General features: G+C 48.5%; 9 protein-coding genes and 1 pseudogene. All 10 read right to left on the bottom strand.

The features are described 5' to 3' along the window. Positions 1-229: 229 nt before the first annotated feature. The 10 genes and pseudogenes from MHI55_RS30105 to MHI55_RS30150 all read right to left on the bottom strand — a co-directional run bounded on the left by MHI55_RS30105 (position 230) and on the right by MHI55_RS30150 (position 12,899). Positions 230-547 (bottom strand): pectinesterase family protein, encoded by a 318-nt coding sequence (locus MHI55_RS30105; RefSeq protein WP_036612209.1) that lies wholly within the window; start codon positions 545-547, stop codon positions 230-232. A gap of 225 nt (positions 548-772) precedes the next feature. Beyond that, positions 773-1,991, bottom strand: a pseudogene (locus MHI55_RS30110) (IS3 family transposase). A 151-nt stretch (positions 1,992-2,142) separates the two neighbouring features. Further along, the gene (locus MHI55_RS30115; RefSeq protein ID WP_340388029.1) at positions 2,143-4,242 is read right to left on the bottom strand and encodes a glycosyl hydrolase family 18 protein; all 2,100 of its coding nucleotides are present in this window, start codon (positions 4,240-4,242) and stop codon (positions 2,143-2,145) included. After that, on the bottom strand, positions 4,243-5,814 hold the full coding sequence (locus tag MHI55_RS30120; protein ID WP_339190643.1) for a glycosyl hydrolase family 18 protein: 1,572 nt from the start codon (positions 5,812-5,814) through the stop codon (positions 4,243-4,245). It abuts the gene before it with no gap. A 375-nt stretch (positions 5,815-6,189) separates the two neighbouring features. Then, a complete protein-coding gene (locus MHI55_RS30125) occupies positions 6,190-7,254 on the bottom strand; it encodes a pectinesterase family protein (RefSeq protein WP_339190641.1) in 1,065 nt (354 codons plus the stop codon). Beyond that, positions 7,251-8,363 carry a glycoside hydrolase family 88 protein gene (locus MHI55_RS30130; protein ID WP_339190639.1) on the bottom strand — a complete coding sequence of 371 codons (1,113 nt, stop codon included), beginning with the start codon at positions 8,361-8,363 and terminating at the stop codon, positions 7,251-7,253. Before MHI55_RS30130 ends, MHI55_RS30125 begins: the two co-directional genes overlap by 4 nt. A gap of 26 nt (positions 8,364-8,389) precedes the next feature. Then, positions 8,390-9,367 (bottom strand): LacI family DNA-binding transcriptional regulator, encoded by a 978-nt coding sequence (locus MHI55_RS30135; protein WP_339190637.1) that lies wholly within the window; start codon positions 9,365-9,367, stop codon positions 8,390-8,392. A gap of 39 nt (positions 9,368-9,406) precedes the next feature. Continuing rightward, the gene (locus tag MHI55_RS30140) at positions 9,407-11,002 is read right to left on the bottom strand and encodes an extracellular solute-binding protein (RefSeq protein WP_036612220.1); all 1,596 of its coding nucleotides are present in this window, start codon (positions 11,000-11,002) and stop codon (positions 9,407-9,409) included. A 68-nt stretch (positions 11,003-11,070) separates the two neighbouring features. Continuing rightward, positions 11,071-11,952, bottom strand: coding sequence for a carbohydrate ABC transporter permease (locus tag MHI55_RS30145; protein WP_036612222.1), 882 nt, complete (start codon positions 11,950-11,952; stop codon positions 11,071-11,073). 29 nt (positions 11,953-11,981) lie between these two features. Further along, a complete protein-coding gene (locus tag MHI55_RS30150) occupies positions 11,982-12,899 on the bottom strand; it encodes an ABC transporter permease subunit (protein ID WP_340388031.1) in 918 nt (305 codons plus the stop codon). Positions 12,900-13,206: the final 307 nt, after the last annotated feature.

Raw genomic sequence — 13,206 nt, forward strand, 5'->3', positions numbered from 1 at the left:
CATTAACGTTGAAGCAATCTAGGCCAGCGTCACCGAGTCTACTGTTACGCCTGTAGAACAATCGCGTTGGAGGCGTTACAGCGATAAGGCCCCTTGGCAAGTATCGTTCCAGTACCCCGTGTATCAGTTTTTGTTAATGTAAGCCCACAAAAAAGGCCATCCACCAAGTCCATAAGAGATTCGAAAGACAACCTTTCATTATAAATATCGCAAAGTAAATATACTTGGCTTAATGCCGATTAATCCCTCTCTCCCCAAAAGGCTGCCACCCGTCCTCACCAGACAAAATAAGCGGCAACGCATATTCGGCGGCTTCCTGTTCGCTCAGCACTTTTGCCCATGAAACTCTCGTTGTCGCTTTTCCCGCCCCAGGCCCGAAACTGTTATATTCCACATACTGAACGGTCTGCTCTGCATCTGTCTTGTTCCAGTTGTGCCATCCCTCCCGCTTCACATGAGCGCCGATCCAGCAGTTCACTTGTCCATCCGCATCCTCCGCTTCAGTCAGGCGATGCTTCGTAACGATCTCGTAGCCCTTAAACACCACCGTAGCCGAGCCAAGAATAAAATCGATATCACCTTCGATGTAACAGTCCTCGAAATACTACCGAAGTTTGCGCCGCACTGAACGAAGATGTATGCATTGGACCTGATCCGGACAACTTCGATTTTTAATGAATAGCCTTTTTGGAGCCTGCTTTGTTTGACATAGCATAACGAAAAACCACCGGACCAGGTGAAGTGACCCCGTAAAGTTAGACAGATTATAACGTTAAACAACTTGTTGGGCATTAGTCCGGTACCGTACCGGACTAATGCCTTTTAGTTTTGCCTTGATGCGTTTGTTGATGTAATAATCGATGTATTTGGATAGCTCTTGTTTAATATGTGAGATATTTTCAAATTTCTTTAAAAACAAGAACTCGGATTAATGATGCCAAAGAAGTTCTCCATGACGGCGTTATCGTAACAGTTACCTTTCCGGGACATACTTGCGTGATGCCAACTTCTTTAAGGGTATGACGATATGTTCTCATCTAGTAGTGCCAGCTTGGTCCGAATGAATAAGGAGTTTATCTTCATTTGTTAAACTGCAAAATGGTCGGTCTAACATCGTGGAAACAAGCGAGTAGACCGGTCTTGAACCAATCGTATATGTAATGATTTCTACGTTATACAGATCAAGTATGGGAGATAAATATAGTTTTTCTCCGAACAATTTAAACTCTGTAATGTCCGTTAACCCACTTCTCGTTTGGCCTTTCAGCGCGGAAATTGCGTTCTAATAGGTTCGGTGCAATCTTGCCAATCGAATCTTTATACGAACGATATTTCTTCATATGTACCAAATACTTTAATCCCAATACTTTCATCAAACGCTGTACCTTTTTATGATTCACATGGTGTCCACGATTGATTAACTCATCGCGATTACGACGATAACCATAGCGTCCCTTATGCTCCTCATAAATCGCTTGTATCATGTCTTTTAGCTCTAATTCTTGTCTACCGTACCAAATGCTTTTACCACGTAATAATACGTGCTACGAGGGATATCTGCTAGTTGTAGAAGTGCTTTCACCGAAAATTCGTTCCTTAGTTCATAGACTACTTGCGCTTTGTCTTATTTGGTGAGTTTTCCTTGTTTCGAACTAAGGCATTCAACTTTTTTTTAAATAAGCATTCTCCATTTTCAAACGCTCTACCTCTGCTTGTAAAGCCTCTACAGATCCTTCTGTGCTTTATATCCTTTTTTCATGGATGGGCGCCCCTTTTTCTTTGGTTGAAGGGCGTCTAGTTTAATCTGTGTAGGATATGATGTATAGCCCTTTATAAAAAACTTTTTCCCTATGATGCTCATATTGTCTAATCCAGTTTAAAAAGACAGAATCGTGAAGCCCGCTCGATTTTGCAATGCTTTTCAAGCTTTCTGATCCCTTTTCATAACGCATAACGGCTTGTATTTTTTCATCTGAACTGAATTTAGTCATAAAAAAACTGCACCTCCAATTGGTAGTTGTGTCTAACAATTGGGGTGCAGTTCAACCAGAAACCGGTGTTTTTTCGTTATGTTCTCTTCCCTATAGCCAAGCCTCGCTAAAACTGCACGTTTCAATTCAAAATGTGGTAACCATTTTTTAACTATTGAACCTGCCACAATGCAGGGACATTGGATGGTTCCCACCCAGACAAGGATGTGTGGGACTGCAAACATTTATACGTCTTGTTGCTATAGGTGACCAGCTGCCCTACAGTATAGGCTGTATTCGCCTGCCAGGCGGAAACGCCCGGATTTGTCGTTCCTGCTGCCGTTTTCACAGTCACCGCATTGCTCGCAGCAGAACCATTACCCGCCGCATCCTTTGCTTTTACCGTAAATGTATACGAGGTATCCGTTGCAAGCCCGCTGATGGTTGCTGTCGTTCCGGTCACGGATGTCGCCAGTGCCGTGCCGTTGTACACATCATAACCCGTCACACCCACGTTATCCGTGGATGCCGCCCAGCTCAGCGTTATGCTGGATGTTGTTTGCGCCGTTGATGCCAGGTTCGTTGGTGCAGTAGGCGCTTGCGTATCACCTCCCGGCTGAGTGGTAGTACTTACGGTTACAGCATTACTGGCGGCAGACAAATTGCCTGCCGCATCTTTTGCTTTGATCGTGAAAGTATAAGAAGTACCTGCGGTAAGTCCACTGATCGTTGCTGTCGTTCCAGTGGCGGATGTTGCAAGATTATTGCCATGATAGACGTTATAACCGGTAACCCCTACATTATCCGTTGAAGCATTCCAAGCCAGTGTAACCGAGTTTGCCGTCACGCCTGTCGAACGGGCATTACCGGGTACGCTTGGCGCCGTCGTATCTGCTGGAGGCACTGTACCTCCGGTAGGCAGATCGGCTTTCAATTTATTTTGAAGTGTTTTGTTCCGGTCACCGCTAAGTTCCCAGAACATCGCTCCGCCGAGTCCTTTGCTTTTGATATAAGCGGTTTTATATCCAATAGACTCCGCATCGTCATAGCTAATAAATCGCTTGTTGGTCGCATTATAGAGATATGGCACCTTGGCTGTGTCATTCCAGTAACGCGTGTACCCGTTTTTGTTAATGTAGTTGGTCTCCAGATCATACAAATCAAAGGAGCCTGCTTCCCATGTTCCAACGGAAGAACCTCCCGCACAGGTCTGATACTGACCATTGCCCGCCTGTGCGCATCCATCCCAGCCGCGGCCATAGAACGGAACACCAAGCACAAGTTTAGCGGCTGGTACGCCAGCATTCAGATGCCCTTGTGCTCCGGCAGCCACATTAAATGTATTGGCATCCGGCACCCCAGCAGCTGAAGCCGCAGGGTCATAGTTCAACGGCGCGTTATGCGCGCTGACTTTTTGCCAAGCCCCGTTAAAATCGTATGTCATAATATTAATCCAGTCGACGATGGCAGCTATATTGGCAAGCTCAGTATTCGCAGCATAGGTCGTCGATGCACCGCTTGCAATCGTAAGCAGATACTTCTTGCCGTCCACAGCTCCGGCAGCATCCAACTTCTCACGGATTTTGCTCAGAAGCAGTGTGTAATTTTGCTTATCCTCAGGACGTTTGCTGTTACCATCAAGTCCGCCTGATACCGGGTACTCCCAGTCCAGATCTACCCCGTCAAAATTGTATTTCCGCAGAAAGTCGACGGCAGAGTTTGCAAATACCTCTCGCGTTGCAACAGTCGCAGCTACATCGGAGAAGCGGTTGGACCATGTCCATCCTCCCACGGAGATGATTGTCTTCAGATTAGGATTGATCTGTTTCAGCTTGTTAAGCTGATTGATATTGCCTGCAATGGGCTGATCCCACGTATCCCCTGCAAATGTCTTGCCGGTATCAATCCATGGATCGCCAAGCACAATCGTTCCATTGGGTACATTGATTGTCTGGCTCTTCTCATTCTGACACGTCCAGGTCACCGGGTTAGGGCCCGAAGGGTCCGGATTTCCATGAACACCATTCCAGCAAATATCGGCAAACGCATAGTTGATATGCGTGACTTTGGTTGGGTCGATGTCCGTTACATTATAGTTTCTCCCATACGCAGCCCAGGACGGGTAGTAACCAACAATTTTATAAGAATCTGCAGCTGCTGCCGTAGCGGGTTGGAGCACAAAAGAAGGAATAATGACGGATAAGAGCAGGGATAGACCCAGGAGAAACTTCGCGGTTTTCTTGACAGCAGTGTGTTTATTTAAATGTATCATCTAATACACAACCTCCTTTGTCGTTTGCGTACTCAGCCCGTTCAGGAACGGACGATGTGCGCTCGAAAACTGGTTATTCGTATATGCATCCCAGTTGATTGACCAGGTCATAATCCCTTTTATCCCCGCATAGCCCGCAGGCTGGAGCAAGGTATAGGAACCGCCGTATGACACACCTTTGATTAGGTAATTCAGTGCCTTTTGCAGCTCGGCTGGCGTTGTATAACCACCTCCAGCAGCCTGCTGGGAAGCCGGTACACCGATGGCAATCTGATCCGGTCGTAAGGGACTAAAGAAAGGGCCTATGCTGCCGCCTACATGAAAGCCTTGAAGCAACATCTCCGCCATGGCCACATGGAAATCAGCTGTTCCTTGGGCGTAAGAGCGCCCATCCAGCCCCACCATGGAGCCCGTGTTATAGTGTTGCACATGAAGCAGGGTCAGGTCATTACGCAATGCATGGATGACTGGCAAGTATGCTCCCCAAGGACCGCCGTAGCTCAGATATCCACCCTGTACATAGGCCGTCTCCGGCGCAGCCGTCAGGATGAAATTGGCGCCGAAGTGTGACTTAACGGCTTTCACGCCTTGGATGAGGTTAACAATTTTCGGTGTAGTTGGACTACGGAAATCGGTATCCCCTGCATTCAGAGACAGGGAGCTTCCTTCCAGATCGATATCTAGACCATTGAAACCATACGTGGAAATGATTGATTTTAACGAATCTTCGAACTGCTGTCTCTTGGTCGCATCAGTGAGCTCAATGGTACCGTTGGCTCCCCCCATGGAAAGAAGTACTTTTTTCCCCTGGCTTTGCAGATAGGCAATATCGGATTTGAATTCAGCTACCGTTGCATTGTATGGAGTAAAAGCAAGCGTTCCGCTGCCATGTGAAATCGGTTCAGCAAAGGAGACATTAATGACGTCATAGGCTGTTGATACGTTACGAAGTCTGATATTCGTTGAACCATTATCGAAGTTATGCCAGTAGCCGATCAGCCATTTGCTGCCGGTTGGCCCCGGATTGGAAGATCCATTGGAAGTTGTCACACTGAGGGAGGTGCTCGCAGCGGATATATTGCCTGCGGCATCTTTGGCTTTTACCGTAAAAGCATAAGTCGTGCTAGCTGTCAGTCCCGTGACTACAGCCGTTGTAGTTGAAGTACTTGTCACAAGAACGCCGTTCCGGTACACCTCATACCCCGCTACGCCCACATTATCCGTGGATGCATTCCAGGAAAGACTAATGGAGGTGTCCGTGATGGAGGATGAAGTCAGACCCGCAGGAACAGAAGGTGGTGCCGTATCTGGCGTTGGCGTTTCCCCTCCTGAACCTTCCCCGACGTATTTCCACAACGCGGGCACAACAGAGGGCTCCCATCCGGTCAACGCTGTGTGGGCCTGAATACACTCATAATCTTTATTTTGATATGTTACGAGGTCTCCTTTCTTGTATGCAGTGCCTGCCTGCCACTGGGCGGCGGCATCGGCTCTCGGTGCAAACCACGAAATAAGTAGAAGAAATGTCAAAGCAAATGTAATGACCGGGCGGAATCGAACAGCTTGATTCAAGCAAAATCCCTCCTGTACTAAGGATACGTTCACCTTGCAAACAAAACTTCAATTGTCCACCTGCATCTGATCTGTGATCGATTAGAGCCAGCCTCATTCAGCCATCTGATGTTGCGTGTCACTTCACTCCCTTCCCTTACCAAAATGGACCTTCCCTCTCGTGTTCTTTTTTTGCAGGCACCATCCAAATTTTACAGGGAATTTACAGATCCTCACCCTGTATTTAATCAGTAAAATGCAAAAGAGATAAGGGATAAAATAGTTCTATCGGGGGCGAAAAATGTAATATAGCGCACAAAAAAGGTTTTCTTTCAACTCCTTAGGAGACTTGAAAGAAAACCTGTGTTAGATATTGCGCAGAGAAGAGGGCGTATCTTACTGCCGCTGCTCCCCTCTCCCTTCCAAAGGCTGCCACTCATCCACGCCGGACAGAATCAGAGGTATAGTGTACTCGGCCGCTTCCTGTTCGGTCAGTATTTTGGCCCAAGGCACACGATCAGCAGCATATCCGGCACCAGGTCCGGCGCTGTTATATTCAGCATACTGAACGGTCTGCTCTGCATCTGTCTTGTTCCAGTTGTGCCATCCCTCCCGCTTCACATGAGCGCCGATCCAGCAGTTCAGAAAACAGACTTTGGCATGATGACGCCACGGTCTGCCCAGATACACCGACTGCGGCGGAGCATTGCTGGTCAGATCACAGTCCAGAAACACATAGCCGTAACGCACATCCTCCGGCGTAGAGGCTGCGGTAATCCAACCGTTCACTTGTCCATCCGCAGCCTCCGCTTCAGTCAGGCGATTCTTCGTAAAGATCTCGCAGCCCTTAAACACCACCGTAGCCGAACCAAAAATAAAATCGATATCACCTTCGATGTAACAGTCCTCGAAATACTGCCGCAGTTTGCGCCGCTCGGCACCGTCGCGTGGCCCACCAAAATAACTGCGATCCATGGGCTGCTCAGGCAGCGGGCCGGTGAAGATCGTATCCTGGTGACCGATCAAACGACAGCGGCGAAAGACCGCCCGGTCTCCATCCACATAAACGGCCAGGGCCTGACCAACCTGCTTGCCCGGCCCGGCAGCATTTACGAAGGAAATCCCCTCTGCCGTGAAATCATCGGTACCAATGAAAGCCGTATAGGAATGAAACGTATGATATGGCGACCCGTCCGGAAACTTCTTGAGTGCATGATCATCATACGTAATGATCGTCTGCTCCGCCCCCTCACCAATCAGGTGGATGCCCGGCTTCTCCATATGCAGCTTCTCATGATAGACACCAGCCTTCACTCGAATTGGAACGATTCCGATGCCATTCTCCGGCAGCGCATCAACTGCGGCCTGAATCGTCACATAATCCCCTGTCCCATCTGAAGCAACAGTCAGACAGGGAGCCGATGATTCCAATGCTGTATTTGGCAATCTCTGCTGCGTCATGGCAGTCGCTCCATTTCCAGTGCTGCCAGCAGAAGCGGAGCCACACCCATAAAGGAATCGCTTACAACCGCTTCGGTTACATAGTAGTTGTACGAGCCATCCCGATCCAGGCTTAGTCCTGCGCCATGACAGATCCCGTTTAACCGAACGCCGTCAGCCGTCTCCTCCACCAATCTGGAGGACAGTCCCTGCCATCCCTTCTCCGCCACCTCTCTGAAATGTGGCTCCAGATAACGCAACCGCACACCCTTCGCAAGCGCATATACAAACATGCTTGACCCGGATGCTTCCAGATAGTTGCCTTTGCGGAAGCCCTGATCCAGCACTTGGAACCATAACCCGCTTTCCTGCTCCTGCACGCGTACCAAAGCATGACACATCCGTTCGAAGATACCGATGATGGTTCCGCGCTTTGGATGATTCACAGGGAAATGCTCCACGCTGTCTACAATCGCCATGGCATACCAGCCCATCGCCCGGCTCCAGAAGTGTGGCGAGCACCCTGTAGATGAATCTGCCCAGACCTGCTCCTTCGATTCATCCCAGCCATGATAGAGCAGCCCGGTCCGCGGATCACGGGTCTGACGTTCGATCAGCAGAATCTGATGTGCAACTTCATCCCATAACTCGGGACGATGAAATGTCTTCGCATACTCGGACAAAAAGGGAGAGGACATATACAGGCCGTCCAGCCACATCTGGAATGGATAGATTTTTTTGTGCCAGAAGCCGCCCTCCGACGTGCGGGGTTGCCCTGCGAGCTGTGCTGCCAAAAGATGCGCCGCTTCTGCGTAACGCTGATCTTCAGCACCATCCAGTAATGTAAACAGGTTTTTTCCCTGATTAATCTGATCCAGATTATATTCTTCCAAAGTATAGGTGCCAATTGAGCCATCCGGCTGGATATACAGGTCCATATGTTTTTTCATAAAATCAACATACTCTTGTTTGCCATAATACTGCCCGGTTCGTGCCATTGCCATCAAAGTCATGCCTTCCACGTATGCCCATCGTCCCGAAGGGAACGCATGATAACCGTCCCCGTCACATTGCTGGATGATCGTTGCTGCAATTCGCTCAGACCAGGATAACTGTGTCTGTACCTGCATAAGCAATTCCTCCTTGAATGTTGTACTCACCTAATACATGTATGACTAACGGCTGTTGAATTGCGAAGGTTCAGCTTAGGCTGAATGACTACCGGAACGTCGACCTGTTCATCACGGATTAACGATACAATCAGCTCCGCTGCCTGCACGGCCAGTTCATCCAGAGACGGGCCAATCGTGGTCAAGGCCACTTCGGCATACTGCATATCCGGCAGATCATCATACCCGATTAACGAGATATCGCGTGGAACGCTGTAACCTGCCTCAAGCAAAGCCCGTAGTGCACCTCGGGTGACCAGGTTGTTCAGTCCAATAAAAGCTGTCGGCGAATCCGCCCCAAACGCATGATTACGTATGGCAAAATACCCGTCTTCCCAAGAGGAATGCGCTGGCAGCACATGGTCTTCGTTAAAATCCAGACCCGTACGCTGCAACGCTTCCCGGTATCCCTCCAGTTTAATATTCTGGGAGTTGCCGATGAATCCGATTCGGCTGTGGCCCAGCGATTTCAGATGCTCCACTGCTTTGAACAGCCCTTCTTTGCGATCAATCTTGATGTAAGGAGAGTTCGGCGCTTCATCTGTACCCAGCACAAAACATGGCATGTTGAGTGTTGCGAACTTTTTCCAGAACATCTCCCGATTGTCCAATGCATAGTCCCACAGAATGCAGCCGTCCACACGCAGCTGGCTGAAGACATCCACGCCATCATCCGCCACAACCAGGATCATCTGATATCCCCGTTTCTTCAGCTCGGTGTGCAGACGGCCGGAGATGTTAGAGAATAACGGATTGCTTAGCTCATCCAGCACAAAACCGATGATATTGCTTCTGCCCGTGGAAAGCTGCCGAGCCAGCATATTTTTCCGATATTGATGTTTCTCCGCGACCGCAAGCACCTTCTGCTTTGTTGCCGGTTTGATTCGGGGATCATCATTCAGCGCCTTCGATACCGTGCTATAGCTCACCCCCGCCAGTTTAGCAATGTCTTTAATGGTTATCAAAATCAATCAACACCTCTCATACGCCTAAAACCCTATTTCTTATTTCTGTGCAGATTTATAACGATCATATTGTGCCTGTCTGCCCGCAATAACCTGCTCTATATTCATCTTCTTCAACGTCTCAATATAACTGTCAAACTGGTCCAGACTGGCGTCACCGCTAATAAACTTGAAGTTCATCTCTTCCACATATGTGGTGATGTCAGGCATCGCCATGCTTTCCACACTCGCTTCATCCGGCAGGGCATAGACAAACGGGAACGGTTCGCGCACATACGGCTCCAGTTCTTTATCCATCTTCGCATGCCAAGGGGCTACGACGGAATCAGCAGAATCGGTGGATTGGATGTTCGGCAGATTCACCGGACCAATGCCAAGCTTCTGGATGTATTCATTGTCCTTGCCTTTGTCCGTAAATGTCTTCACGCCATTCTCTTCCGTATACGTGTCATCCTTGATGCCCCACGTATAATACGTCTGTGCTTCCTCACTTACGGCATAGTCCAGGAAACGGAAAGCAAGTTCCGGATTTTTACTATCACGTGTAATGCCAAAGATGCCACTCACTGGTGTACGTCCTACATAGAACTGATCCCCATGCGGTCCTTTCAGTGGTAAAATGCCTTTGATGATTGGCTCTTCCGGGTTGTAATCCTTGAACAACGGACTGTAGACCATCGACATATACCAGCTAAAATTAAACGTTGCTCCCGTCACATCCTGAGAGATGCGCGACGTGACCTGATCACTCGTGGTACTCGCATAATCCACCCCAAGCAGACCTTCCTTGTACAGTCCGTTCAGATAGGTCAAGTACTCCTTGTAGGCAGGCTCATAATAGCTGAAATGTACTTTGCCCTGATCGTCTGCGTAGAACTGGTTGGACAGATCAAGTCCAAATGCCGGGCCAAAGGCCATTGACACAAATTTTGCTTCCATGGACAGCGGAATCTCATCGGCTTTTCCGTTGCCGTTCGGGTCATCTGTCTTGAATTTGCGCAGCATCGCCGTGAATTCATCCAGCGTGGTCGGCTCGCTTAATCCCAGTTTATCAAGCCAGCGCACATTGACCATAAATACCGGCATGTAGTTGCGGGTTAACGTCTGCTGTGGGATATAATACATTTTACCATCTGGCGTTGTTAAACTGGCTTTAACCGAAGGTGACTTTTCATATATTTTTTTGAGATTCACGCCGTATTTCTCTACCAGTTCATTAATCGGAATGAATAGACCGCTGTTAATGTACTTCATCAGCTGATCCTGATCCGGCAGGTACACGATATCGGGCAAGCCGGTACCAGCAGCCAGCCTCGGATTGACGGCATCCGCATAGTTCTGCGGCGGAATCAGATCCCAATCCACCGTCACACCAGCGTTGCTCTCAATTTTCTTCACGATGGCTGCGGTGGACAAGTCCACATTGGTCGTCCAAGCGTTGGTGCCGAGAATAGACAGTTTGGCATCCGGTTGATCCGTCACCGGCCCTGCTCCGGTATAATTGAAGGCTGGCTCCGAACTGGACGGGGTGCTCCCCGCATCGGTTCCCGCCCCTGTTCCGCCGCTACATCCCGCCAGGCTGATTGCCAGTATCGCTGCGATTACACTTTTTCTTCCTGCCCCTTTAAATCTCATCCATCATTCCTCCTTGGTATGAACCATTTTGAACTCCCTTGAATGACATGACACTTAAGTAAGTAAAGCTATCCTTTCACGGCTCCGAGGGTGATCCCCTTAACGAAGTACCGTTGGATAAACGGGTAGATCGTAACAATAGGCAGAATGCTGACCACAATGGATACATAACGAACCTGAAGGGAGGAGACCGCCAGCGCACCGGATGTCATCGTACCGCCCATCTTCTGCATCACTTCCGGCGAAGCCATGATCAGCACTCTTCGCAGGAACATCTGTAAGGGCTGCATATCCTGTTTGCCCAGATATAATAGGGCCGTGAAAAAGTTGTTCCAGTGGAATACCGCGTAGTACAGCGTGAGCACAGCCAGTGTTGGCTTGATGATCGGAACCGCCAGACGATACAGCATCGTCATCTCGTTAGCCCCGTCTATACTGGCACTTTCGAAAATTTCATTCGGAATGCCTTCGAAAGCTGAGCGGCAGATCATGACGTTAAACGTAATCACCAGCACAGGCAGCACCATAACCCAGCGGGTGTTGTACAGCCCAAGCGAGGTAATCAGCATGTAGACGGGAATGAGTCCACCCGAGAAATACATGGTAAAGGCGATGAAGAAATTCAGCTTGCGACGTAAGAAAAACTGCTGTCTGGACAATGGAAACGCCGCAAGACATGTTGCCACGATGTTCAGCAGTGTGCCTACCACGGTGTACCAGAGGGTGTTGTAGAACGAAACCCACAACTCCTTGTATTGCAGTACCATTTGGTAACCTGACAGGGTAAACCCAACGGGCCACAATACAACTTTTTGTTTGTCGATGGCATCCACCGAGCTGAATGAAATACTAATGACGTACAGAAAGGGATACAACGTGACAACAACCGCCAGTATGGTCAGCAGGTAGACACATCCGTAGAACAAACGGTCACTTCTCGATTTTTGCATACAGGTCTCCTTTGGTCCGGGTTATAGTCTTACCAGAGTGACATCTTGGTCAGGCGGCGGGTCATGGAATTGGCAGCAAAAACAAGGATAAAGGTGATGATGGAGTTGAACAGGCCGACCGCTGTGGCGAAGCCGTAATTCTGGCCCTCAATCCCCATCCGGTATACATAGGTGGACAAGACATCAGCCGTTTCGTAGGTGGCTCCGTTGTAGAGCAGATATACTTTCTCGAAACCTACACTCATAATGCCGCCAAGCGACAGAAGCAGAAGAATGACAATGGTTGGTTTGATACTGGGAAGGGTCAGGTGCCATAACTCCTGGAATTTGTTGACGCCGTCAATTTTGCCGGAATCATACATCTCGGGGTCGATCCCCATAATGGCTGCAATGTAGATGATGGAGCTGAAGCCAAAGCTCTGCCAGATGTCGGAACTTGTGAAGATGGTACGGAACCAGCTCGCATCCATCATGAAGTTCACTTTTTCCATGCCGAGCTTGGCGATTAGCGTGTTCACAATACCGTCTGTTGGTGACAGGAAGTTAATAATCATGCCAGCTACAACAACAGTGGAGATGAAGTGAGGAAGGTACGTAACCGTCTGGGCAAATCGCTTGAATGTCCGGTTCTTGATCTCCACGATGCAGACAGCGAATAAAATCGGAATGGAGAAGCCGAACAAGAGCGGCAGGAAGGCGAGCAGAAATGTGTTACGCAGCAGTCGCCAGAAGTAAATGGAATTCACGAACTGTTCGAACCAGCGCAGTCCCACCCACTCCCCGCTGAGCATGCCCTGCCCCGGCAAGAAATTACGAAATGCCAATAACACGCCAGGCATCGGAAGGTACATGAAGATGAGGTAATACAGAAAGATAGGCGAAAACATCAGTAGCAAATATTTATCCCGTCTGATCAGGCTGAACAGCGTGGACATGCGTTTTTTCAACGTGAAACACTCCCCTTCGCTACATAATTACAACGTTTGAATTTTTGAATAAAAAGGAACCGTCATTTCACTGACGTATTTGTTATTCATCTCATTCACATTTTGTAACAACCTATACTAATCTGCATAAAAATGAGATATTTGCTTGGAATAGTCCTCCTCGCACCGTATTTCTGTCTTTTCAATACTTGCCATAACCATAATTACAACGTTGTAATTTTAATCTAAATGTATACGCTTACATAAACTTTTTCCCATCTTAGCAAAGTCTTCAATGTTTGGCAACAACAAAAATCAGTGGCATGCT

It is taken from the genome of Paenibacillus sp. FSL E2-0151, assembly GCF_037993015.1.
Taxonomy (GTDB): Bacteria; Bacillota; Bacilli; order Paenibacillales; family Paenibacillaceae; genus Paenibacillus; species Paenibacillus amylolyticus.